General features: G+C 56.2%; 29 protein-coding genes. 9 read left to right on the top strand and 20 right to left on the bottom strand.

Annotated elements, in window-relative coordinates:
• Positions 1–85 precede the first annotated feature (85 nt).
• The 3 genes from BLL42_RS02250 to BLL42_RS02240 form a co-directional block, all read right to left on the bottom strand.
• On the bottom strand, positions 86–547 hold the full coding sequence (locus BLL42_RS02250) for a hypothetical protein (RefSeq protein WP_071550601.1): 462 nt from the start codon (positions 545–547) through the stop codon (positions 86–88).
• Positions 544–906, bottom strand: coding sequence for an HNH endonuclease (locus BLL42_RS02245; RefSeq protein ID WP_071550600.1), 363 nt, complete (start codon positions 904–906; stop codon positions 544–546). Before BLL42_RS02245 ends, BLL42_RS02250 begins: the two co-directional genes overlap by 4 nt.
• Positions 907–985: 79 nt before the next feature.
• Entirely contained in the window at positions 986–1,270 is a 285-nt protein-coding gene (locus BLL42_RS02240; protein WP_071550599.1) for a hypothetical protein, read from the bottom strand.
• Between the two features lie 26 nt (positions 1,271–1,296).
• On the opposite strand from BLL42_RS02240, the gene BLL42_RS02230 reads away from it, so the two are divergent.
• Positions 1,297–2,670: a hypothetical protein gene (locus tag BLL42_RS02230; RefSeq protein ID WP_161492338.1), complete on the top strand. Its 1,374-nt coding sequence runs from the start codon at positions 1,297–1,299 to the stop codon at positions 2,668–2,670.
• 55 nt (positions 2,671–2,725) lie between these two features.
• Here BLL42_RS02230 and BLL42_RS02225 read toward each other — a convergent pair whose 3' ends face one another.
• A complete protein-coding gene (locus BLL42_RS02225; protein ID WP_071550596.1) occupies positions 2,726–4,639 on the bottom strand; it encodes a DNA cytosine methyltransferase in 1,914 nt (637 codons plus the stop codon).
• A gap of 81 nt (positions 4,640–4,720) precedes the next feature.
• Here BLL42_RS02225 and BLL42_RS02220 point away from each other — a divergent pair, with 81 nt between their 5' ends.
• On the top strand, positions 4,721–5,299 hold the full coding sequence (locus BLL42_RS02220; protein WP_071550595.1) for a hypothetical protein: 579 nt from the start codon (positions 4,721–4,723) through the stop codon (positions 5,297–5,299).
• A gap of 51 nt (positions 5,300–5,350) precedes the next feature.
• Here BLL42_RS02220 and yejK read toward each other — a convergent pair whose 3' ends face one another.
• Positions 5,351–6,358, bottom strand: coding sequence for a nucleoid-associated protein YejK (gene yejK, locus BLL42_RS02215; protein WP_071550594.1), 1,008 nt, complete (start codon positions 6,356–6,358; stop codon positions 5,351–5,353).
• A 135-nt stretch (positions 6,359–6,493) separates the two neighbouring features.
• Here yejK and BLL42_RS02210 point away from each other — a divergent pair, with 135 nt between their 5' ends.
• Positions 6,494–6,952, top strand: coding sequence for a hypothetical protein (locus BLL42_RS02210; RefSeq protein ID WP_071550593.1), 459 nt, complete (start codon positions 6,494–6,496; stop codon positions 6,950–6,952).
• The gene (locus BLL42_RS29470) at positions 6,949–7,311 is read left to right on the top strand and encodes a hypothetical protein (protein ID WP_129586925.1); all 363 of its coding nucleotides are present in this window, start codon (positions 6,949–6,951) and stop codon (positions 7,309–7,311) included. Before BLL42_RS02210 ends, BLL42_RS29470 begins: the two co-directional genes overlap by 4 nt.
• Here the strand turns inward: BLL42_RS29470 and BLL42_RS02200 are convergent.
• From BLL42_RS02200 to BLL42_RS02130, 15 genes are all read right to left on the bottom strand, one after another.
• Complete coding sequence (locus BLL42_RS02200) at positions 7,299–7,802, bottom strand: hypothetical protein (protein ID WP_071550591.1); 504 nt, start codon at positions 7,800–7,802, stop codon at positions 7,299–7,301. The two genes, BLL42_RS29470 and BLL42_RS02200, sit on opposite strands and share 13 nt — an antisense overlap.
• 81 nt (positions 7,803–7,883) lie before the next feature.
• Positions 7,884–9,515: a YqaJ viral recombinase family protein gene (locus BLL42_RS02195; RefSeq protein ID WP_071550590.1), complete on the bottom strand. Its 1,632-nt coding sequence runs from the start codon at positions 9,513–9,515 to the stop codon at positions 7,884–7,886.
• Complete coding sequence (gene recT, locus BLL42_RS02190; RefSeq protein WP_071550589.1) at positions 9,512–10,402, bottom strand: recombinase RecT; 891 nt, start codon at positions 10,400–10,402, stop codon at positions 9,512–9,514. The genes BLL42_RS02195 and recT overlap by 4 nt, the downstream gene beginning before the upstream one ends.
• Before the next feature lie 165 nt (positions 10,403–10,567).
• Entirely contained in the window at positions 10,568–10,744 is a 177-nt protein-coding gene (locus BLL42_RS30170; protein ID WP_167368523.1) for a hypothetical protein, read from the bottom strand.
• A complete protein-coding gene (locus BLL42_RS02185) occupies positions 10,741–11,190 on the bottom strand; it encodes a hypothetical protein (RefSeq protein WP_071550588.1) in 450 nt (149 codons plus the stop codon). Before BLL42_RS02185 ends, BLL42_RS30170 begins: the two co-directional genes overlap by 4 nt.
• Before the next feature lie 3 nt (positions 11,191–11,193).
• Positions 11,194–11,442, bottom strand: a complete 249-nt coding sequence (locus BLL42_RS02180; RefSeq protein ID WP_071550587.1) for a hypothetical protein — start codon at positions 11,440–11,442, stop codon at positions 11,194–11,196.
• A gap of 472 nt (positions 11,443–11,914) precedes the next feature.
• On the bottom strand, positions 11,915–12,310 hold the full coding sequence (locus tag BLL42_RS02170) for a hypothetical protein (RefSeq protein ID WP_071550585.1): 396 nt from the start codon (positions 12,308–12,310) through the stop codon (positions 11,915–11,917).
• Positions 12,311–12,379: 69 nt separating this feature from the next.
• Complete coding sequence (locus tag BLL42_RS02165; protein ID WP_071555677.1) at positions 12,380–12,763, bottom strand: response regulator transcription factor; 384 nt, start codon at positions 12,761–12,763, stop codon at positions 12,380–12,382.
• 555 nt (positions 12,764–13,318) lie between these two features.
• A complete protein-coding gene (locus tag BLL42_RS02160) occupies positions 13,319–13,570 on the bottom strand; it encodes a DUF1654 domain-containing protein (protein ID WP_071550584.1) in 252 nt (83 codons plus the stop codon).
• Between the two features lie 168 nt (positions 13,571–13,738).
• A complete protein-coding gene (locus BLL42_RS02155) occupies positions 13,739–13,954 on the bottom strand; it encodes a hypothetical protein (protein WP_071550583.1) in 216 nt (71 codons plus the stop codon).
• Between the two features lie 343 nt (positions 13,955–14,297).
• Complete coding sequence (locus BLL42_RS02150) at positions 14,298–14,501, bottom strand: hypothetical protein (RefSeq protein WP_071550582.1); 204 nt, start codon at positions 14,499–14,501, stop codon at positions 14,298–14,300.
• Between the two features lie 89 nt (positions 14,502–14,590).
• Complete coding sequence (locus BLL42_RS02145) at positions 14,591–14,818, bottom strand: hypothetical protein (RefSeq protein ID WP_071550581.1); 228 nt, start codon at positions 14,816–14,818, stop codon at positions 14,591–14,593.
• Positions 14,819–14,851: 33 nt separating this feature from the next.
• A complete protein-coding gene (locus tag BLL42_RS02140; protein ID WP_071550580.1) occupies positions 14,852–15,109 on the bottom strand; it encodes a hypothetical protein in 258 nt (85 codons plus the stop codon).
• 95 nt (positions 15,110–15,204) lie between these two features.
• Positions 15,205–15,705 carry a hypothetical protein gene (locus BLL42_RS02135; protein WP_071550579.1) on the bottom strand — a complete coding sequence of 167 codons (501 nt, stop codon included), beginning with the start codon at positions 15,703–15,705 and terminating at the stop codon, positions 15,205–15,207.
• A 104-nt stretch (positions 15,706–15,809) separates the two neighbouring features.
• Positions 15,810–16,532, bottom strand: a complete 723-nt coding sequence (locus tag BLL42_RS02130) for a LexA family transcriptional regulator (RefSeq protein WP_071550578.1) — start codon at positions 16,530–16,532, stop codon at positions 15,810–15,812.
• Between the two features lie 107 nt (positions 16,533–16,639).
• Between BLL42_RS02130 and BLL42_RS02125 the strand changes: the two genes are divergently transcribed.
• The 5 genes from BLL42_RS02125 to BLL42_RS02105 all read left to right on the top strand — a co-directional run bounded on the left by BLL42_RS02125 (position 16,640) and on the right by BLL42_RS02105 (position 20,134).
• Positions 16,640–16,840 carry a Cro/CI family transcriptional regulator gene (locus BLL42_RS02125; protein ID WP_071550577.1) on the top strand — a complete coding sequence of 67 codons (201 nt, stop codon included), beginning with the start codon at positions 16,640–16,642 and terminating at the stop codon, positions 16,838–16,840.
• Between the two features lie 161 nt (positions 16,841–17,001).
• Entirely contained in the window at positions 17,002–17,862 is an 861-nt protein-coding gene (locus BLL42_RS02120) for a Rha family transcriptional regulator (protein WP_081427276.1), read from the top strand.
• 1 nt (position 17,863) lies between these two features.
• Positions 17,864–18,847 carry a phage replication protein gene (locus tag BLL42_RS02115; RefSeq protein ID WP_071550576.1) on the top strand — a complete coding sequence of 328 codons (984 nt, stop codon included), beginning with the start codon at positions 17,864–17,866 and terminating at the stop codon, positions 18,845–18,847.
• On the top strand, positions 18,834–19,628 hold the full coding sequence (locus tag BLL42_RS02110) for a hypothetical protein (RefSeq protein ID WP_071550575.1): 795 nt from the start codon (positions 18,834–18,836) through the stop codon (positions 19,626–19,628). The genes BLL42_RS02115 and BLL42_RS02110 overlap by 14 nt, the downstream gene beginning before the upstream one ends.
• A complete protein-coding gene (locus BLL42_RS02105; protein ID WP_236721957.1) occupies positions 19,628–20,134 on the top strand; it encodes a hypothetical protein in 507 nt (168 codons plus the stop codon). Before BLL42_RS02110 ends, BLL42_RS02105 begins: the two co-directional genes overlap by 1 nt.
• Positions 20,135–20,137 lie beyond the last annotated feature (3 nt).

Here is a 20,137-nt window from a genome sequence, read left to right as displayed (position 1 = left end):
CTCGAACTTTCGGCGTAAGAACCCTTTGCGAAGGATCATCGCCGTGGCCCCGTGTAGATGAGCCAGGCCATGTAGGCGAGGGCGATCATGCGGTCACCTCCAGATTGCCGAAGCGCTCCAGCAGCTCCTGCTCAAGCTGTGCAGCAAGGCTCTCGTAGTCGCTGAGCTGGATAGTTCGCATGCACTTCTTGACCTGATCAAAGCCGGCAGGCACGCCGCGCTCTTCCCACCAGTTACGCGCAAACCGGAACACGTCCATAGCTGCGTCGGTGCAGAACTCGTAGGCATTCCCGGGGTGCCCGCGCCATTGCAGGTTGTCACCGCCGATCAGGGCTTTCAGGCGGCGCGCGAGTTGCCCCTTGCTCAGCGGGATGCCGAGGCCTCCGCGACTGATCATGCTCTGGTACTGGGCGTAGTGACGGTCTTGCTCTCTGTCACTTTTCAGGCCCTTGCTGCCGCCGACGTAGTTGGTGATCACGCCCTTGGCGGTTTTCTTGACCTGTGCCTGCCAGATGGCTTTCAAGATTTCTGCATCGGTGACCTTCATGCCGTTACCTTCTCGAAGTGAAAGACCACCTCCGCACCGGTCTCGGCGATCAGCCCGTACGACTTGGCCAAGCGGTAAATGGCGTGGTAGTTGTTGAGGCTGTTGACGTGCCCTGCGATCCATTCACGCCAGCCTTCCAGCGTTTGCCGACCCTTGCTGATGTTGCACGGCGCGCAGGCGGGCATCATGTTGGCGAGGTTGTGGTTTCCCGGGCGCTCGGTGGGCTTGTCCGGCTGCCGAATAATCGGTTCGAGGTGGTCCTCGTGCCATTTGTTGCCAACCAGCACGACACCGCAGTAGGCGCAGTGGCCGCCGTATTTCAGGCGCATTTGCTCGCGCTCAGCTTTCTTCAGGCGCATAGATTTCCTTGCCGCTATAGCGGCTGACTTTGAAGGGGGGGAGGGAGTTACAGAGTGCTGGAGTACAGATGTACTCCTGTCATGATTCGACTGATTCTGCCGGGTTTAGGTCGTCCAAAGTGGCGTACCACTCGTCATCGAGATATTGGCCGGCGATATCGAGTTTTATGGCGCGCTGTATCAGTGCCATCAGTTCATCAACCCGCTGATCCGCTGCGTTCAGGCGCTGTTGCAGGGCGTCACGCTCGGCGGTCACTCGGGCGAAGTCTTCGAACTCAACAAAGCGGCCATCGCTGATCGGCGTCATGTCCGCACAACCCTCGTCGGTGTCCCGGTCCAGGTCGTAACGCATTACCTCGTTCATTCTGCAATCTCCATCGATACCAGATCATGGGCATCCACAACCGTCATGCCGAGGCGTTCAGCAGCCGGGCGCCCGAATGCTCCCAGCCAGGGAGCGTGGCCACGGTGCCCCAGTCCATCAGGGCGGCGATTTCGCGGCGCATCGCCGTCAGGGTCGATCTCGGCGGGGAAGTAGAGGCCCGGCAGGCCGGTCATGGAGCTGCTCAGGTGGTTATTCTTGCGAGTTCTTCCGCGCTTGAGGCATCCTCCAATATTTGGGGTAATCGAATAAAACGGAGAAAAACAGTGAGCGACAGTATTGATGGTGTCGAAAGCAGCAACGAGCCTCTGATATTTTTCTCTAATGCGGCAATGCTTTCTCATCTCACTAGGGCCCACCATAGTATTAGTAGGCATATTGAAATAATCCGGACGCAGTCTGGGGCGGATGACACCTTCAATGCTTTGTGTTTTGTTCGTGAAGCGCTGAATGAAATGATGCTAATGCCAGCAATTTTTGATTTGTCATGCGATTACAATATTAAGCATGTGGGGGCTAAGTTTACTGAGAGTGTTCAGGAGGTTAGTGCAGCCGAAAGTTATGAGATCGACTCCTTGTTCTCGTTATGTTATAGGTTTGTGGTAGAATTTGAGCTGAAATCTTCTACAAGCATGTCATCGGGGTTGAGATCTGCTTGGATCGAACTTGCCGATATGGATCTAAATGATCTCAAGAGCGCGTCATTTCAAATCAGATGGGCAAAAAATCACATGGCGATTCAAATGCTGCGTGAATACATAAACCATCCGCATATGACTAGCTTAAAAGATCTTCCTAAAGCCATCCAGGCTTCAGAGGATGCGCGAATCAAGTCAATTGACGAGCTTTCCCAAAGGGAAGAGCGTGTCAACGCTTTAGCTGACAAGCTGAAAGGCTACGAAAATGCTTATAATTTTGTTGGCCTATATCAAGGATTTTCAAATCTAAGAAAAGACAAGGCTAGCGAAAAAGATCTAACGTTTAAATTTATGGTTGTGCTAGGTATATGCTTGGTAATTGTTCCTCTACTCAAGGTTTTAAATGTAATTGAGCACAGTAGTGATTTGGTGAAGGAGTCCTTTGCGATAGCTGCTCTGCTAGCTTTCGAACTTATGGTGGTTTATTTTTTTAGAATTACACTGCAAAATTTTCGATCAACGAAGGCGCAATTGCTACAGATAGACTTGAGAATGACGCTCTGTCAGTTTATCAATAGCTATGTTGAGTTTGCCTCCGATGCTCGAAAAAGTGATAAAGAACTGCTCACAAGATTTGAACAAGTCATATTTAGCGGCATAGTTACGGATGAAAGTGTTATCCCTTCCACTTTTGATGGCCTAGAGCAAGTTGCCAAAATTGTCGAAAGCTTGAAACCAAAATAAACTCGAGCTACAGCGGCTAGTTTGCGCAGAGAACTACGAAATAGGTAATAGTGGCTCATGCAGCGAGGCGTTGATAAAGCTCGATGATGTCGGCGGCGTTGGCTCTGACCAGGGCCTCGGCTTCATCCGGACAGACGCTGTTGCCGATCAGCCGCACCTGGTCGGTCTTGTTGATGTCGCGCCATTCTTTGGCACCGGTAACCGGGTCAACGAAAAGCCCGCGATCAATGATGTAGTCCTTGTCGAAGCCTTGCGCTGCCTTCAACTCTGGCGGTTGGAGCATGCGCAGGGTTATGTCCACCAGCACATAGCCGCCGACCATGACCATCTCGGCCGGGTCTTTGAAGTGCTCCGGCAGGTGTTCGTGCATGAAGGCAGCACAGCGGCGGGCACCTTCCAGTTGCTCCGGCGTCAGCGTGTTCGGCACCTGTACGACCTCAATCAGCGCCACCCGATCTTTTGTTGGGAGCGTGTGCATTGGCTCGGCCAGCGATATCCCGTCTTTTTCATTGCCGTAGTACTTCACCAGGTAGGCGTTCGCCAGCCGCTGGTTGGCGCCGGACTGGCAGATGGTCGAGAGCGGCGAGTCGGCAGCGCGGCCGTCCCCGTCGTAGAAACCACCGTTAGCCTGCTCGAAGAACGCCGCCGAAACTGCGTGATGGCCGGTGCTGGTGGCTACCACGCCAAGTGGGCTGGCAACGTCAGCCCCAACCGAACCTATCCGCAAGGTGACCATGTTCGCAGCAACAAGGGCTTGCTCGCCGCGGTTGGCGCCGGTGATCGTGCGGAAAGAGTCATCCGGGGAATACCCGCTGCGCTCTCCGTGGTGCGTGAGGTGGGTCAGGTGACAGGCAGCCAGCGCGAAGTGCCCGCCCTTGACCTGGGCAACCTGCGTGCGCAGCGGCTCTATCGCGCTGAAGTTGCGTTGCGCTGAACCGTTGGCGCACTCGGTGAGGAGCGGCGCGGCAACTGGCTGCACCAGTGCGTGGTGCGTACCACCGGCGCTGATGGTTGAAAGTGATTCGTCCGTACCGTGAGTGCTGGTGTGAGCCGCCGAGGTGCCACGCATCGGAACTATGAACGGCTTCATGCTGGTTAGTACGTGCCGCCAGCAGCCCTTGGCCACTCGGCGCATCGTGTTCACCGCCATCGGCTTGTCGCGGAAGATCGTGCGGCCCAGGTTGTTCCAGTCGATGCACTCCGCAGCTGCGCGCCAAGGCTGCTGTTTTCCCGTCGGAACTTTGTGGCGCTTAGGTGCCGGCCAAACGATCGGCTTGCCGTCGCTGCGTGCTACCAGGTACAGGCGCTTGCGGATGGTCGGCGCGCCAGCGTTGGCCGCGATGCGCTCGCGCCATTCGACGTTGTAGCCAAGGCCGCGCACCAGCGCTTCCGCCGGCACGAACTCGCCGATCGATTGCAGAATCTCCGGCATGTCAGGGTGATCAGCGGCCAGCCCGGTGCTTAGCGCTGCAATGAATGATTTGAAGGTGCGGCCGCGCTCGGCCTTGATTGGCTGACCTTCCTCATCGATAGGCCCCCAGTCGCAGAATTCTTCGACGTTCTCCAGAAACATCAGGCGGGGCCGGGTAGCGTGGGCCCAGCGCACAACCACCCAGGCCAAGCCTCGTACACCGCGATCGCGCGGCGCTCCGCCTTTGGCCTTGCTGTGGTGGCGGCAGTCGGGTGAGGCCCAAAGGATGCCGACTGGTTGGCCGCCGGTGGCCAGCACGGGGTCAACTTCGAAAACGTCCGCGACGTAGTGGGCCGTTTGCGGATGGTTGGCGCGATGCACAGCCAGGGCGATTGGGTTGTGGTTTACCGCCACATCTGGCTCTCGGTACGCCCGGGCAATACCGGTGCTGGCGCCACCACCACCGGCGAACAGGTCAACTACCAGTTCTTTTTCGAACGGCAGGCCCATGCTTGGCTGGACATGGATGAACTGGGGTTTCTTCTGTTGTGCGGACATAGGGGATCCTCGCCGGCTGGCGTGATTCGTTGAAGTGGGGTATTTGTGTTCGACCCGGCATGGGGCCGGAGAGGGGTATCAATGAGCCTGTATCTTTATCTGAATGAACACTGGCATGCAGATGCTTGGGTGGCTGGCGGCCTGATACCGATTAATCCTGCAAGCACGTACAAAAGCATGGAGCGTGCTGGGATTTTTACTCCGGATGAAAATTTAATTCATAAATCGGTAGTCGATATCCGCTCGCTTCGCGGCTGCGTAGATGTCAATCCAGCTCTTGGAACTAGAGGGCTTACGATGATTGGTTGCGAAATAGACGGTGTCCCAATACCGGATTTTTTCAATGCAGACTATTACGAAGATGACGGGCTGATTTTGTCGTTCAGCTCTCGGCTTACTGGCGATTTAGCTCGAAAAATGAAAAAGAAGGCCTGCGTCAAAATCATCGATATTGAGGGCTTGAGGCGGCACTTGGACGAAACCTTAGGGGCTCAATCCACAGCGGGTTTCTGTGAATACACCGGGGATCATCAGCGAAATCACTTTCTCAAGTCTGAACTGGATAGCTGGCAAGCTGAGTACCGCCTCTTCTGGCCGATCAGAGAAAGAGTGGAGGTGCAACTAAGGCCCGGAATCGCCGAACTGGTATGTACTTGGTGACGCTCTAGTCAGGCGCCGCCCTTCGTTCAGCGCGCGGCGTAGCGGTGAGCGTCAGGCGGCTGCCCGCTTGAGTTGATCGGTGAGTGGGGCGGGCAATTTGCGCAACGTCAGCGTGCCGCTGGCTTCGTCGAAATCGACCTTGTCACCGAGCAGGTGCTGGTCAAAGCTGATCGACAGGCCATCGGCGCGCCCGGTGAAGCGTCGGAATTTGTTGAGCGTCTTTTTGTCTGGCGGGATCGAAGCCGAAAGGCCGTAGTCCTTTCCCTGGATGAACTCGGCAAACGCCTTTGGCTGATCGTCGTCGAGTACTTCGGATAGCTCGTCGAGCGTGATCGGCTCGCCCAACTTGGTCTGGGCCATTGCGTAGCTGACCAGCGTATTGGTCTTTTCGCGGGCCGATTCCTCGCCGAGGTCTTCGCTTTCAACGAAGTCACTGAACGCCTTGAGCAGGGTGCGGGTTTCGCCCGGTCCGTCGATACCTTCCTGAACACCGATGAAATCGCGGAAGTACTCGTTGAGTTTGCGGCCCTGCTTACCCTTGAGGTACGAGATGTACTGACGCGACTGCGGGTTGTTCTTCCACTCACTGAGGTTGATGCGCGCGGCCAAGCGGATATGGTCCAGGTCGAGGCGCTTGACCGTCATCAGGTGCAGCTCTTCGGTCATGGTCACGGCTTCCGTTTCCTGCACCAGGGCGATGATCAGGTAATCGGTCAAGCCTTGCCGATAGTGACAGAAGAGGGCGTGCCCGCCGGTGGTCAGGTTCGACTCTTCCATCAGTCGGGTCAGATGCTCGACGGCTGTTCGAGTGAACGACAGAAAATCATCGCCGCCGGCCAGGTACTTGGCGAGCCAGCCACTGAACGGGTGAGCACCCGAATCCGGATGAAAGAAGCCCCAAGCCTTACCGGTGGTGGCGTTGTAGTTTTCGTTGAACTGCTGAACCAGATTGTCGCGAGCCTGGCTCTCGACCTGTTCGGCACTACCGAGGAACAGAACAGCCGGTGTGCCGTCGGGCTTCTTGTCGATCTTGTGGATCACGCTGTGGAGAACGGGCATTGCGATTACCTCGGGTAGGCGCCGCCCTCCGTAACGAGATGGCGACTTTGTAAATTATGGTTAAAGCCTTTGTAGGCTGGCGCCTCAGATGAAGATAGAATTCGTATCGTGTGACGTATGACTTTAGGAGCTGTTATGTGGGGTAGTGATGAGTTATGGGCGTGGCTTAACCAGTTTGGTATAATTTGCACTATTGTTGGCTTTGCTCTTGCTGTTGTTACCTTCGTGTATGTAAGGAAAGTAAGAGTGCTTCTTGTAAGCAAAAGTAGGCTTCCAGCTGTTTATGGTGACATCACTAGGCTTATGCCAGAAGTAAGAGCTGGTCTGAAAACGTGGGAAGATTCAAAAGAAGACGTCATTCATAAACTCTATGAGGTGCGAGGGCATATACAAAATATACGCCCGAGCTTAGGTAGTAAAGAGAAGGCCTTGGCTGATGTTCTTATTTCTTTGCTTGCATATGAGCGTAAATGGTATTCTTCTAAGGTGTCTGAAATGTCTAGAGATGACGGCTGGTACATTTCTAGACGTATGACTGAGTTTGAGGTCATGCTTAACGGATTAGATAAAGATAATGAGGCGGCTAGAATATGATGGACTCATCAACTAAGAAAATGGTTGTTCGCTTAATAGAAGAAACATCTACAAGGCGACTGCGCTGGCAAATTAAAGATGCGCCAAATCCCGTTACTGTAGGGTCGGATGATGTTATTCCTTTGTATTTTGAGTGTGATTTCAAATCTCAAAATCTTTGCGTATATAAAGTTAGAGTTAAGAAGTATATAGATGGTCGGGATCATTATTGGAATGAGTCTTTGGTGATCGGTATTTTGGATCATGAAAGTAGACTCGTTTGGATGTATGAAGGAAATGATTCTGAGTTGAGTGAGCTGTTCTCAGATGTACGACGCTCTGTTTCTAATGTTGATCAATTTTTAAGCTATTTCAGATGATGCGGTGAGAAATATTCATCTTCTGGATTTTTCTTTAGCTCTCTCAAGCTTTCATTATCAAAAGCCCGCGACACGTTTTCGCTAAATACGATTTTGTGTCGCGGAATACGCAGATACTTTGCAGAGCCCTCCGGCCCGGCCGCATGCGCGCACAGAATCAGCAGCTCAATCACATGCTTTTGGCTGGCGCCGTGCAGGCTCTCGGCAACCTCATTCAGCCGCTCGAGAGCTCCAGACCTGACGTGATGCCGGATCAATCCAGGTGGTGACGACGGAAGCTCAACCGCGGCCTGCGATAGAGCCGCAGCCGGGTCAGCATTCAATATCAGCAGTTGCAACGCCTCGCCAGCTTCCTCTATCTCGTTCCATCGCATCAAATCGGCCAGCATCTGCGTGATGCCGTCGCGCACCTTGTGACGCAACTCCACTTCCTGCCTCGCCTTCCGCTTCAATGCCGCCTTGGCAGATCGCGTCCTTCCATCCACTGCCATGGCCTACCTCTTCGATTCCGCTGGCCGGCAGGTCCAGCCAGGACTGCCGGCGTCGTTGATTTACTACTTGCTTGATCTTGCTCATGCCGCAGCGTTCACCAGGGTTACGCCGGCCATGCTGAAGAGCGAACCTTGCTGAGCAACTAGGGCATCCAGCGCTTCCCATTTCACGGTCAGCACGCTGAGCGGGGCGAGACCACCGGCGACGGCGTGCACCAGTGCTTCCAGATCCGTGACTTCTGCTCGGTAGGTCGCCGGCTTTGCTGTGGCTACTGCGGGCTTCGCAATTGCAGCAACCGCTGGAGTGGCTTTCGCCGGGGAGGGCGTTGATGCTGGTTGTGCAGGCGCCGGCTCGATGACTGGTTTCGCTTCATCTGCAATTCGCTGCAGTTCTTCCTTACGAATCCGCTCGCGCTGCGCCTCTTCGTTGGCGGCCTCGGCTTTCTGGTGCTCTGAGATCCGTACCTTGATCAGCGCGACCAGGTCGTCATTGGCCTTGAGCACCAGTTGCTGGACGTCGTTGAACAGGAACACGTAGTCGGCGGCGAGCTCGACCAGGCTGGCCAAGTTGGCGCGGATGCTGTCGCCGATTTGGCTGGCGGCGATTTTCGCCCGGGCCAGCTCCGAATCGGCAGCATCGCGAAGACTGCTGATGCTCTTCTTGCCTTTGATGGCGCCGGCGAAGTCTGCAGGTACCGCTGGCATGCGAGCCTTGCCGCCCAACGACGTGTTGATCTGGTCGATGTGGGCTTGCAGCGCCTTGGCGGCATCCATGACGATGTCTTCGCGGATACTGAGCTTGCGGGCCTTTACGAGCTTTTCTAACTCCAGGCGCTTTCTGCGAACCTCAGCGCTGATTTCGGTAATGGTGCGGAAGAGGACGTCGATGCTTTCGGTTTGGCTCAGTGCATGCTGCTTGGCCGCCTCAAGACGCTCTTCAACATCGCCACACCATTTGACTCTCTTCTCGGCGTCGGCAAAGTGCTGGTCGGTTTCCAAGACGGTATTGATCGACTCAAGTGCCGCCATCGAATGCACCTTGAACTGCTCCAAGTTGCTGGCGGTGACCATGCCGGTGACTTCGATGCGCAACGCCGGCAGGCTTTCAGGTGTCTTGCCGACGGCCTCAGGCAGAACATCAGCAGGTGTGAAGTCGACTAGGTCGGCTTGGAACTGCTTCCATCCGGCAACGAGTGTTGCGGCACGACCTGGGACCGGCGCGTATTCCATCGACACGAAGTTGTCCTCGGTGCCGTCGGAGCAAACGAAGATCACTTTCTCCGCGCCGCTCACCAGCAGTTGTTGCTCGAGCTGCCAGTAATAGTGCGGGTCGAGCGTGCCGGCGAGTACGTCAGCGGCAAGCTGCTCATTCCACATTTTGTGTTCGAACAGCGTTTCACCGAGCATGGTGCAGCCGTCGAGCGAGGCGAGCAGGTCGCCCTCGGTACCGACAACAGGGAACAGGTCTTCGCCGATTCGTGCTTCCAGAATCGGCCGTGCCAGGGCTTCAGCTTCGTGACCTTTATCGAACAGGTATTTCTGCACCCACCACGATACGTCGCGGTCGAGACCGGTCTTCTTGGTGTGGAGCAGTTCGGTACGCTTCATCTGCTTCGAAGCGCCCATCATGGCTGGCGCCTCGGAGGCGGTGAAGTAGTTGGCGCGGAGCGCGTGCCAGGCTTCGGAGCCCTGAGCGACGTTATGGATTTTCATTCTTGCTCTCCTTCAATCGGTGCGAGGGCGTTGATCTTTTCGATCTGCTCTTCACTCAAGGTGAATTTGCTGCTGACGGTTGCGATCAGGTGGCCAGGGGATGACTTGCCAGCGTCGACCGCGATCTGCCATTTCGGCAGGTTCTCGGTGAGCTTTTCTTCGGGGTAGGGCGGAAGCTCAGTCGTGCCCCGGGCCTTCGTTGGCGAAACGTCGCGGATGATCGGCGCGGCTTCCTCGAGTTCGTCAGGGCTGTACACGCCAAGGATCACGTCGGGGCAATAGAGGCGGGACCAGCGCTTGGTGGCGAGGTAGGCCAACTGTTGGCGGGGATCATCGGCCCAGAGCGTGCTGTTGCGTGTGCGGGCCTGTGCCAGCAGCAACTCCAGCACGCGGGGCTCATCCTCACCGCGGAACGTGGCCCAGACCTTCACGCCCAAGCCTTCCTCGTCCTCCAGCTTCCAACCTGGTTGGCGATACTGTTTGCCGTCGCTGTTGGTCTTGATTTCGAACTGGCCGATCACCTTTTCCCATGCGCCGTACCACTCGTAGTGCAGGCGATCGAGCACGGGCGCGCAGGTGGTGATCACCGCATTGACCAACTGGGCCTCGTAGCCGAGGACGCCGTTCACCAGGTGCGTTTTCTGGGCGACTGCAAAGGGGTTCATCTTCCATTGCATGGACTGCATCACCACGGCGAGACAGTCAGCCGAGTTGCCGTTGAAGTGCTTGGGCACTGTGGCGCGGCCGGTGGCCATGACATCGGCCAGACGCATCATCTTGTCGAGGCTGTCGCCGTCGAGCACCAGGGCGCTGGTGCTGGTCGCGGCATGAGGAAGAACGTGCAGAGTTTGTTCGTGCGCCACCGGCGCCACGCTTTGAGCAGACATGAGTGTCTCCCGCGCCATCCTTGCGGGGCGCTGTGAAATTGGATTCGAGTTACTTCGGTGTGATCAGATCGGCCAGGGCTATCAGTGTCAGCCAGCCGGACCAGCCATGAAGAGAGGTTGCGGTGCCGTGCCAGATGAAGTGGCGAAGGACACGCTGGCGGGTCGTCATGCAGACTCAACCAGCGACAGAAGGCGCTCGCCCAGCTTGATCTTGGCGGCGACTTGCTCGCGAGTGACGCCGGCGATCTGAGCGACCTCAGTCAGTGGCAGGCCTTCACGTCGAAGCTTCGCGCAGCGCTTGGCCAGGTGCTGGCCGCGTAGATGTGCGCCATGGCCGCTCATGCTGCATCCTCCCTCAATTGTTCGGCGCGATCGGCAGCACGGTCGGCGGCAAGCTCATCTGCGCGTGCCCGGCCATACTCGTTGGCCCATGGCCGGATCAGCGCCTCGGCAATATCGTGCAATGCCGTGGGGTGCTGTTTGTTCTTCGGCTGGCCCAGCGCTTCAATCGCCAGGTCGTACGCCTTGCGATGAATCCGGCGACCGTCGGCGACGATCTCGCACAGTAGGTGCTCAATCGGATACTCACGGTTGTCGGTGAGCAGTGGGGCGATGTGCTCCTGGGCGCCGAGATGTTCGGCCAGCGCTTCCCACAACGATTGCGGAGTGACCAAGGCAACCAACTTGCCGTTCGCCCGCGGTGCAGTGACGTTCTCACCGCAGATAAGCTTGTTGATTGCATCGTGTAGCCAGTCAGGCCCTTCCGGTGTTTCGAGGAAATTCAGCATGACCTACTCCTTTTGTTCAAGCTGGCGCGCCAGAGCGCACGCTTCATTGTGATTGCGGCGAAAGCCCCGGACCTTGCCGGTGCGACTGTCCACCACATGGAAGAAAGCTTTACCCGCCATCCTCACTACGAAGCGCGGCGGTGCGCCAGGCACCGGTTGGCCGATCAACTCGTAGAAGTCGGCGATCGCGATATGTGAGCGTTGACGCAGTGCCTTGCGAACATCGTTTGCGAGCTGAATGGCTGGATGCATGGCAATCTCCGCTTGGTGTATTGGTTCAAAAAACACTCGGCTGCACTCATCCGTTCCGCTGGTTGCCGTTGGGCGCGGAGGGGAGTGCATGCGGGTGGTATCGGAGGGGGGAGGGCTGTATCGCTGCTATATTTCAGCGAGTTCTTCGGTGAAATCGAGGTCAAAATGAGCTGGGATGAGCGCAGGTACAAAGCGACCTGCGGCGATTGTGGGCATGAAGGTGTACAGGTCTGGCGTTCAGATGATTGGGGTAGAACAGAGGAGCTCTGGGAAGGCTTTAACATCGTCCCTGCAAACGACTACGAGTTTTATCGTAAACGCTCCGAAGCAATGATCCCCGTGTGCAAATGCGGAAGCCGGAATGTGATCACCAGCAACATACCGCTGACTTGAGGTAGGTGGCCGGCGCTGGGCCGGCGTGTTCTCCTCCGCATCGGGCAGTTATCGTCAGGTTGACGTGGCGCTGGTTGATTCAGGCGGCCTGCTTGGTGAAGGTTCGAACCGTCACAACCTTCTCTTCCTCGACGCAATCCAGTTCGTAGGCCTCACTCATCCAGTCGATTGCCTCCGGTTCGGCGTGCTTGCCTCCGCCGTAGTAATAAGTCCAGCCAACCCATGACCCATCTGGTAGCCGTGCAGCTACCGACTTGGCTTCGTAGTGGCGGCCGCCATCGCACGGGATACTTGTCTCGACGTCGCCGCAGCGGGTCTCATTGCGGCTGTCCCAGTGTTCGCCGGCTTCTACCAGTGCGGCATAACCTGTGTCCGCATCGGTGCCGGTCATCGCGGCGTAGTTCGGGGCTTCCTTTTTTTGCCAGCGCGCATCGAGCGCCAGGATCAGGAATTTCACTTTCTGCTCAGGTGTCATTGATCTACCCTCGGTTGATTTCCCGTCTGGCCCTGTCGCCAAGGCCAGCCAGTGAAATCTGTGTTTTGGTCATACGGCCAAGACAGGGCACTCGGCCCTCCGCACCATCCGGACTTGAGCTGTACGACGATCAGGCACTCGGCGATCACGACGCATCGATTCGTCATCAAGCATTGAATGGATGGCGACCAACGCCGCCAGGACAAAACACATCGGCGTGATGATCTGCCGCTTCATAGCCTCGGCCACCAAAGCGGTGCGCCGTGTGACGCCCAGCTTGAACATCGCATTGGTGAGGCGCTTTTTGACGGTGCCGGCTTCAATGCCTGCCTCTCTGGCGATCTCTTTCGAGGTGAATCCTTGGGCAATCCAGAGAAGGAACTGAAGCTCTCGCGGCGCAAGGCCGCGACCGAGGTGGCCCTTCCATGCGCCGTTGATGATTGTTGCTTCCATCGTCGTGACTCCCGGTTGGTTTCCCGCTGCCACCGTCTCCAGTGGCAGTAGTGAAAATTTCCGCAGCAACCCGCTACTGGCGTCGGTCACTGGCTTGAATCGAATGTCGTTGCTCACCGTTGCGTCGGCACGCCGGGCGCCGCAGTGAATATTTCGGTATTGCCGTCTCGCTACGCATATCTGGGTCATTCGCCAGTTCGGTATCCCTCGTCCGCCGCAGGTTCTCCCTGCGTTTCTTTCCTGCACCCCAGTCACTCCCGAGGCGGTAGGTCGGATCGGATCGCCGGTCTCCAGTAGAGGCGTAGCGGCCAATCGTTAGGTTTTGTTGAGAGCCTTTGCATCGACCCTCCCTGTCCTTGCCGGACAGGAGGCCCCGCTGTTATTTCCGCAGCGGGATCGTGTTTTGAGTTTTTAAAGAGCGGCGCGGCTTTCGCTGCTGGGCCGGTGATGCGTTGGCTTGGGATATAAATTACTAGCGATAATATTAATCGTCAAGACCGCAGGTAATAAAAAATACACCAGATAATAAAAAGCCCGCTCAAAGGCGGGCTCTCTTTAGGCTTCGCAGTACTCTCGCCAGCCAATTCTGACGGAGCCGCTCTCCAGACGGTCTATGCGAACGCCACTGATCTCTTCGATTTCCAGAAGGACCTGCTGCCACGCTTCAGCGCTTTCGTCTTCCTGCTTAGAAACGGTAACCACCTGAACCTTCTGAACATTGGGGGTGGCGATCAGGCGTTGAATGCGCCGACCAACAAGCTCGTAACAATTTCTGGCTTGTGGCGTGGCTAGTGCTATTTGTGGCATTTGGTGCTCCTTGCTTTACTGTATGCATGTACAGTATTTATTTTGTCATATTTCGACAGATTGGAGTGCGAATTCGGCTGGTGTATGAGTGAGAGTTACGCGGCGACTGTTGAGCAAGCGTAAAAAAGCCCGCGCTTGGCGGGCTACGGGCGAGTCTCTTGGATCTGCCTATTGCTGCTGGGTGACCTTCAGCCTGGCCAGTCCTTGCTTGATGTGCCCAGCATTCTCGCCAATGGCGTGCAGTGCTCCTCGGACGTTCTCGCCGACCTCTGCCGATCCGCGCTGCTCAACCCATAAAGTGAGCTCCATGAGGGCTGCCTCCAGGGCGAGCTGGTTCTCGTACATTCTTTCGAGGATGTCGGGGAGGGCGTATTGATCAGACATGAGGTCGACTCCGTTCGAGGAATCGAAAGCGTAGCAGCTGGGGGAGGGCGGACAACAAAAAAGCCCGCAGGTGGCAGGCTCTCTGTCGAAGGGGCGCTGATCCGTCAGCTGATCTCAGTGTAGGTCAGGATGGTGGCGGTCAAAGAGGATGGTGACAAAATTTTGTATGAAAAGCCCGCGCATGGCGGGCTCTCTTCTGTAGACGGGGCCAAATCCTTTTGGCTGACCGCATTGTGCTTGGTGGATGTGACGAAGGTATGACGGGGCGGAGCGAAAAAGCCCGGCGCTGGAGCCGGGCTTCTCTACTCATATACACCCAGCCTTCAGCTGGGATGTGTACGTTTCAATGAAGAACCCTGCGGCTCTCCCCAATCCTGATCCGATCGAGCGCCCGGTTTAATGCATCCAGAGCATCGAGGAGGGCTTTCGCCTCAGCTTCTCGGCCATCACCCCAAAGGCGTTCTGCCATTTTGTTCAGGGCCTGGATAGAGCGCTCAATTTCAGCAGCAGTCACTGCTGATTTACTTTTCGACTGTTTGTTGGGCATTCAGTAACCCTTCTGCAGGGCATTGCTCTGTTTTTCAATTGTTAGCGCGAATACATCGCCCATCAGAATACGCGCCCCAAGATCGCGATCTATTCCGGCTTGGCCCTTACAATTCTTCCCGCCTTTACCTCATCAGCATACGCAGTCAGCCGATCAGCTTGCTCATGCAGCTTTTCGATCGTCTCCATTGCCTCCAGAAGCTCTGTATCCCCGCGTTGCTTTGCCAGCCTGAACATTTCCAGAGCGGCCTCCTCGAGGGCGAACGCGGCGGCTTTCAAGTCGCGGCGCAGCTCTTGGTTGGGTTTGTTGAGTGCCATGGTGACCTCCTGCAAATCTCGTCGTGCCAGATTTCAACCGCCGGAAAACCATTTTTTGAGTACTGAAAAAAGGGTAGTGCGGACAGGCTTGCGATCGCTCGTCAGGGCATCAAGTGCACACGTGGCTTTCAGGGTTCGCTCCCTTAGAACGCTAAGCCGAGTATGCAGGTCTTTCTTCAGGCGTTTTTGTTCGCTGGCTGGAGATAGCTCTATAAGCTTACCGGCCATGAAAAAATTCAGTTCCATTTGCTGATCTAGCGCTTCGGTGATTTCCCTGATCGCGTCGTTCATGCCTGATTCCAAATCAATTCAAGTGAGCCCACGCCAGATCACTACAGCTTCTGCAGCGCTCTGACTACAACACTGATGATACGACTGTTTTCGGACTACCTCGTAACCGAACGCCAGGCCAACATCCCGTCCAATGCATGATTCGACTTCAAGTAACCGAGGACGTTTTGCGCTTCGCCTTTGTCTTCAAAGGGACCAACGATTGCAACCGGGCTCTCATCGAGGATCGTCGGGAGATCAATTTCAGCCAGCTTAGCGGCGAGGTGATCAAACTCTTCATCTGTTATGCAGGTGAAGCGAGCAATCCAGCCACTCCGATCTTTCACGTCGATGGGTAAAACATCCTCACCGCATTGTTTGCAGTTTGCAGAGGCTGCCTGGATGGCTTCGCTACAGTTGGGGCAGGCACGCAGGTCTTCATGTGCAAGGGCGTCGACGCCTGTCTTGGGGAGCGCTCGCATAGCCAGGACCGCGATCAAGCCGATCCCTGGGAAGAAGATCCCAATAGCAAGCCATCTTGGCACCGAGCGGCCACGAGAGCTGGCCGCTAGTGCTGTCAGAACAGCAAGCGTGATCCATAGGAATGTAATACTCATTTGCGCGTCCTTGCTAAATTTCAGGCTTCAGAACAACCGATCAAGTTCGATGACTCAGCGCACGAACATCCCCAATCAGGACAAATGGCCGAAGAACAGGCTATCTACAGCTTCTGCAGCGCCCTGACCACTACGCCGACGATCCGGCAGTTTTCCGCACACATCTCAATAGGGTAGGCCGGGTTCAGCGGCTTCAAGAAGCGCCGTCCGCCGTCGTCTACAAGCTTTTTGAATGTGGCCTGGTCACTGTCAGCCAGTTTCGCGACCACGAGCTTCCCTGACTGTGCATCGGCTTCGGTGTCGACCAAGATCAACGTTCCCTCAGTTATGCTCATCCCAACTGGTGATGTCATCGAATCACCTTTGACTTCAAGCCAGAAGGCGGGACCTTTTGAGTTGTAGTCCGATAGCTCGTATCGGTCTGAGAACCCAGGTGGGAAGGGCTCGACAGCTTCGGCCCAGGCGCCGGCGGCAACCCAGCTGATCACCGGGTAGCGGAATGATTCGATGGGTTGGCGAGTTGCTTCGACATTGGACGGCTCAGAGCTTGAAAGCATGTCGATATCTTTGGCCAGGCGCTCGCTAAAGGCCGAAACAGGGACTTTCAAATAGCGCGCAAAGACAGAGGCCGCCTCAATATTTAAGGCATTTCGCCCGGTCAAGTAATGACTCGCGGCACTCTGGCTATTGGCCTTGAGACCCTCGATAGCGATTTTTTCCTGGCTCAGTCCAAGCTCTTTTTTCTTCGCCTTATAGAGCGTGTTCAAAGCCGCGCATTCTCGCTGCTCGACGTCGCTCAAGGGGCGTTTCTTCAGAGGTTTATTCATTGGGCAACTGTATTACGTCAGGTAATATCAATCCAAGACCGCCGATATTGACTTAATAAAGACCGCAGGTAATACTTTGATTTATGCATCGTGAAGGAGGACCCCGCATGCAGCGCACACCCCTAAAAGATTTTGTGACGAAGGTTGGTCAGCTAAAAGCAGCGACAGCTCTTCGAATGAGTCAGGGCGGCATCAGTAAAGCATTGAAGGCGGACCGAGAGGTTTATGTAACTGAGCTCGATGACGGCAGCTTTGAAGCGGAAGAGGTGAAGCCCTTTCCCGCTCAAACCCAACGCCTCGCCGGCTAACCAAAATCCCTGTCCGTCGATCCATTGAAGCCAGTATCGGCCCTGTCGGTCTGCACAGATAGAAACCCGAAGTCGCTGTTGATCCATCCAGTACTCAAATCCCAGACAGAAAAAAGCCGACGGAGAGGTCGGCTGATTCGCAAAACTAGAGAGGGCCGATTATGCAGAGCCAACCCATTTCAAGCAATACCCCGACCAATGTCGCGACACGTTTTCAGTATTCGCAAAGCGTGTCGCGTACAGCCTTCATCGGCATCGTATCGGTGATTGATGGCGAAGCTGTCACCACCACACTCGCAATCGCGAAGGGTTGCAAGGTCGACCACGCCAGCGTCATCAAGCTGGTCCGGACTTATCAGGCCGATCTGGAGGAGTTTGGACTTCTGGATTTCAAATCTGAAAGTACAGGAGGGCGTCCCACCGAGTTTGCGTTGCTCAACGAGCAGCAGTCCACGTTGATCATGACGTACATGCGCAACGGCCCCGTCGTTCGCGAATTCAAGAAGACTCTCGTCAAAGCATTCTGGAGCCTTGTTCGCGGGCAGGGCTTTTCAGTTCCTCAGACCCGAGCTGACGCATTGCGCCTTGCTGCCGACCTGGAAGAGCAGAATGCAGCGCTGGCCATCCAAAACCACCAGCAGGCCGAGAAGATCGCCAGCCTTGAGTCGATCTTTCAGGTCGGTATGACCCCTACGCAATTCTGCAAGCGCCTGAACGGCGTGAACTGCCAGCAGATCAACAACGCGTTACTGGCACGCAACTGGATCTACAACGCCGAGCGTGATTCGAAGCGTTCCGTGAAGTACCGGGTTGGATGCCAGGCGCGCGACAGGTACCTCACCGAGCGCGTCACCACCATCGAGCAGGAAGGCAAAGAGCCATTCCTAAAGTACACCCCAGTGCTGCTGAAGGATGGCGCCAAGCGCCTGCACGAGCTGTACATGAAGCAAAAGCTGCCGATGAAGGCCGCCTGGAATGGTGAGTTCTGCCATATCAAGGTCACGCTGGAGGCGGCTGCCTGACATGCAGTACACGATAACCGTCAATCAGCCGAAGGCGCTGGAGTGGGGCTTGAACGCACAGCAAGCCCTGCTGTTTGCCTTTGTCTATGAGTGCCCGAGCTGGGCTAATCCAATCAAGACGGATACCGGGATTTACTTCGCCCTGAGTAAGAGCAAGATCGTTGATGAACTACCACTGCTCACCGATAAGCCGGACACCGCGTATCGCCTTCTGAAAGCACTGAAAGACTCGGGCCTGATCGAGCTTTCCAGCACGTCCAGCATCACCCTGATTCGTCTGACCGAGAAAGCAAAAGAGTGGAACCGCAAATTGGATGGGTCGGAAAAATATCCGACCTCCGATGCACTCGATGGTCGGAAAAAAATCCGATCTACCTCGGATAAATCTCCGAGCAAGGTCGGAAAAAAATCCGAGCCAGGGTCGGAAAAATCTCCGACAAATCAGGGTACCAATAATCAGGGTACCAATCAGGAAACCAGTAATCAGGATTTGCAGGACAGCGGCTCGGACAAGCCGACCCGGTCCGGTGGGTTGGTGTTGGTGGTTGATCGCGCCGAAGCGCCACGGGTTGAAATCCCGGCCGACATGCCAGGGCCGAAAGACCAGACCTGCAAAACCTTCAAGGCCTGGGCCAACTACGCCATGGCCTACCGCAAGCGCTACAGCACCTGGCCGGTGTGGAACGCCAAGATCGGTGGTCAGCTCGGCCAGTTGGTCGACCGTCTCGGTGCGGACGTTGCTCACCACGTCGCGGCCCACTACCTAAAAACCGGCGATGCCGCCGTTCTGCGCAAGTGCCATAGCCTCAACGAGCTGCTCGCCAACGCCGAGAGTTATCACACCCAGTGGGTCACTGGTCAGCGCATCAATGGGACCACCGCCCGCCAAATGGAACGCACCGAGGCCAACCTGTCCGCCGCCGAGCAAGCGGCTCAATTGGTCTTGGCCAAACGCCAGGCAGGAGAGCGCAATGAGTACCTTTGAGATGAACGACGCCCAGGTCGCCGGCCTGGCCGCTGCCATTTGCGCTACAGCAGAGGCGATGGGCCAGGAAATGAGCCCTGGCACCGCGGCGATGATGGCTGAAGACCTGGCTGTCTACCCGGTCGCCATCGTCCGTGATGCGCTCAAGTCCTGCCGGAACGAGGTGAAGGGCAAGTTGGCGATGGCTGACATCCTGTCGCGCGTCCAACTCAAGGATGGTCGACCAGGCAAGGACGAAGCGTGGTCGATCGCTCTGACCGGCAACGACGAATCAGAAACAGTCGTCATGACCTCCGAGATCCAGCAAGCCATGGTCGCCGCTCGGCCGGTACTCAATCTGGGCGACAAGGTCGGTGCCCGCATGGCGTTCATGAATGCCTACGAACGTTTGGTGTCCAGCGCCCGAGCCGAAGCCGTGCCGGCCATCTGGAGCGTTTCCCTTGGCTTCGACCCAGCTCGGCGAGTGATGGCGGTTGAGCAGGCAGTTCAGATGAAGCGCCTGTCGCTTGAATACGCCAATGATCAGCTGTTGCGCCTCAATCTTGAACCAATCACTGAGGATGGCCAGGCCATTGCCGGGCTGCTCACCGGTTCTACCGCGGAACCGTCGCCACACCTGCGCGAAAAGTTGGCCGAAGTGCGCCAGATCGTCGATGCGGCGAAGGCGCGCCAACAACGGGAGCGACTCAAAAAGGCTCAGGCAGATCGGGTCGACACGTATCTGCGCAAGCGGAAGGTCCGAATGGCCATCGCTGCCGCGCAACGCAAGGAGAGTTTCTGATGGCTATGAATGAATCCCGGCAAGCCCAAATCCTAGCCGGCCAGTCTTCGATCGCCCAAAAGGTCTTTGGCTACGTGCCAATCCAAGCGAGCTGGAGCGCTCGCGACATCCACAGCGCGGTCCTGGCTGCCAACGCAACTGGCGCATCGACTTATGCCATCCGCCGCGCCTTGGGCGAACTCAAAGACGCTGGGCTTATCCGTGAGCCGGTAGGTGGAAAATTTCAGCGTGATGCAGCAACCCCAAAACCCAAGAAGGAGCAAGTCATGACCCAGGCGGCCAAGCAGACCGTAGTAGCAATCAACAAGTCAGAGTCTGGCGCCCTCGACGTCCTGGCTGCGCTGTCCGGTGAGGTAATCAGTCTTTCTGATGAGGTCAGCCAGCGCATGAAGAAATTGGCCGCACGCATCGAAGAGGTAGCGCTTTCGGTCGAGGCTGAGCGTGAAGGCAATGCTGAAGCGGTCGGAAAGCTCAAGCAGTTGCAATCCCTTCTGAAAAGTCTTTAAGGG

Source organism: Pseudomonas frederiksbergensis (assembly GCF_001874645.1).
In the GTDB taxonomy this organism is placed as follows: Bacteria; Pseudomonadota; Gammaproteobacteria; order Pseudomonadales; family Pseudomonadaceae; genus Aquipseudomonas; species Aquipseudomonas frederiksbergensis_B.
Note: the sequence above shows the minus strand (reverse complement) of the source record. Positions and strands in the feature narration are given on the sequence as shown.

Excerpts from the sequence above, each read along its gene's own strand:
- BLL42_RS02250 (WP_071550601.1), bottom strand. The coding sequence starts at position 547 with ATGAAGGTCACCGATGCAGAAATCTTGAAAGCCATCTGGCAGGCACAG.
- BLL42_RS02245 (WP_071550600.1), bottom strand. The coding sequence starts at position 906 with ATGCGCCTGAAGAAAGCTGAGCGCGAGCAAATGCGCCTGAAATACGGC.
- BLL42_RS02240 (WP_071550599.1), bottom strand. The coding sequence starts at position 1,270 with ATGAACGAGGTAATGCGTTACGACCTGGACCGGGACACCGACGAGGGT.
- BLL42_RS02230 (WP_161492338.1), top strand. The coding sequence starts at position 1,297 with ATGGGCATCCACAACCGTCATGCCGAGGCGTTCAGCAGCCGGGCGCCC.
- BLL42_RS02225 (WP_071550596.1), bottom strand. The coding sequence starts at position 4,639 with ATGTCCGCACAACAGAAGAAACCCCAGTTCATCCATGTCCAGCCAAGC.
- BLL42_RS02220 (WP_071550595.1), top strand. The coding sequence starts at position 4,721 with ATGAGCCTGTATCTTTATCTGAATGAACACTGGCATGCAGATGCTTGG.
- yejK (WP_071550594.1), bottom strand. The coding sequence starts at position 6,358 with ATGCCCGTTCTCCACAGCGTGATCCACAAGATCGACAAGAAGCCCGAC.
- BLL42_RS02210 (WP_071550593.1), top strand. The coding sequence starts at position 6,494 with ATGTGGGGTAGTGATGAGTTATGGGCGTGGCTTAACCAGTTTGGTATA.
- BLL42_RS29470 (WP_129586925.1), top strand. The coding sequence starts at position 6,949 with ATGATGGACTCATCAACTAAGAAAATGGTTGTTCGCTTAATAGAAGAA.
- BLL42_RS02200 (WP_071550591.1), bottom strand. The coding sequence starts at position 7,802 with ATGGCAGTGGATGGAAGGACGCGATCTGCCAAGGCGGCATTGAAGCGG.
- BLL42_RS02195 (WP_071550590.1), bottom strand. The coding sequence starts at position 9,515 with ATGAAAATCCATAACGTCGCTCAGGGCTCCGAAGCCTGGCACGCGCTC.
- recT (WP_071550589.1), bottom strand. The coding sequence starts at position 10,402 with ATGTCTGCTCAAAGCGTGGCGCCGGTGGCGCACGAACAAACTCTGCAC.
- BLL42_RS30170 (WP_167368523.1), bottom strand. The coding sequence starts at position 10,744 with ATGAGCGGCCATGGCGCACATCTACGCGGCCAGCACCTGGCCAAGCGC.
- BLL42_RS02185 (WP_071550588.1), bottom strand. The coding sequence starts at position 11,190 with ATGCTGAATTTCCTCGAAACACCGGAAGGGCCTGACTGGCTACACGAT.
- BLL42_RS02180 (WP_071550587.1), bottom strand. The coding sequence starts at position 11,442 with ATGCATCCAGCCATTCAGCTCGCAAACGATGTTCGCAAGGCACTGCGT.
- BLL42_RS02170 (WP_071550585.1), bottom strand. The coding sequence starts at position 12,310 with ATGACACCTGAGCAGAAAGTGAAATTCCTGATCCTGGCGCTCGATGCG.
- BLL42_RS02165 (WP_071555677.1), bottom strand. The coding sequence starts at position 12,763 with ATGGAAGCAACAATCATCAACGGCGCATGGAAGGGCCACCTCGGTCGC.
- BLL42_RS02160 (WP_071550584.1), bottom strand. The coding sequence starts at position 13,570 with ATGCCACAAATAGCACTAGCCACGCCACAAGCCAGAAATTGTTACGAG.
- BLL42_RS02155 (WP_071550583.1), bottom strand. The coding sequence starts at position 13,954 with ATGTCTGATCAATACGCCCTCCCCGACATCCTCGAAAGAATGTACGAG.
- BLL42_RS02150 (WP_071550582.1), bottom strand. The coding sequence starts at position 14,501 with ATGCCCAACAAACAGTCGAAAAGTAAATCAGCAGTGACTGCTGCTGAA.
- BLL42_RS02145 (WP_071550581.1), bottom strand. The coding sequence starts at position 14,818 with ATGGCACTCAACAAACCCAACCAAGAGCTGCGCCGCGACTTGAAAGCC.
- BLL42_RS02140 (WP_071550580.1), bottom strand. The coding sequence starts at position 15,109 with ATGAACGACGCGATCAGGGAAATCACCGAAGCGCTAGATCAGCAAATG.
- BLL42_RS02135 (WP_071550579.1), bottom strand. The coding sequence starts at position 15,705 with ATGAGTATTACATTCCTATGGATCACGCTTGCTGTTCTGACAGCACTA.
- BLL42_RS02130 (WP_071550578.1), bottom strand. The coding sequence starts at position 16,532 with ATGAATAAACCTCTGAAGAAACGCCCCTTGAGCGACGTCGAGCAGCGA.
- BLL42_RS02125 (WP_071550577.1), top strand. The coding sequence starts at position 16,640 with ATGCAGCGCACACCCCTAAAAGATTTTGTGACGAAGGTTGGTCAGCTA.
- BLL42_RS02120 (WP_081427276.1), top strand. The coding sequence starts at position 17,002 with ATGCAGAGCCAACCCATTTCAAGCAATACCCCGACCAATGTCGCGACA.
- BLL42_RS02115 (WP_071550576.1), top strand. The coding sequence starts at position 17,864 with ATGCAGTACACGATAACCGTCAATCAGCCGAAGGCGCTGGAGTGGGGC.
- BLL42_RS02110 (WP_071550575.1), top strand. The coding sequence starts at position 18,834 with ATGAGTACCTTTGAGATGAACGACGCCCAGGTCGCCGGCCTGGCCGCT.
- BLL42_RS02105 (WP_236721957.1), top strand. The coding sequence starts at position 19,628 with ATGGCTATGAATGAATCCCGGCAAGCCCAAATCCTAGCCGGCCAGTCT.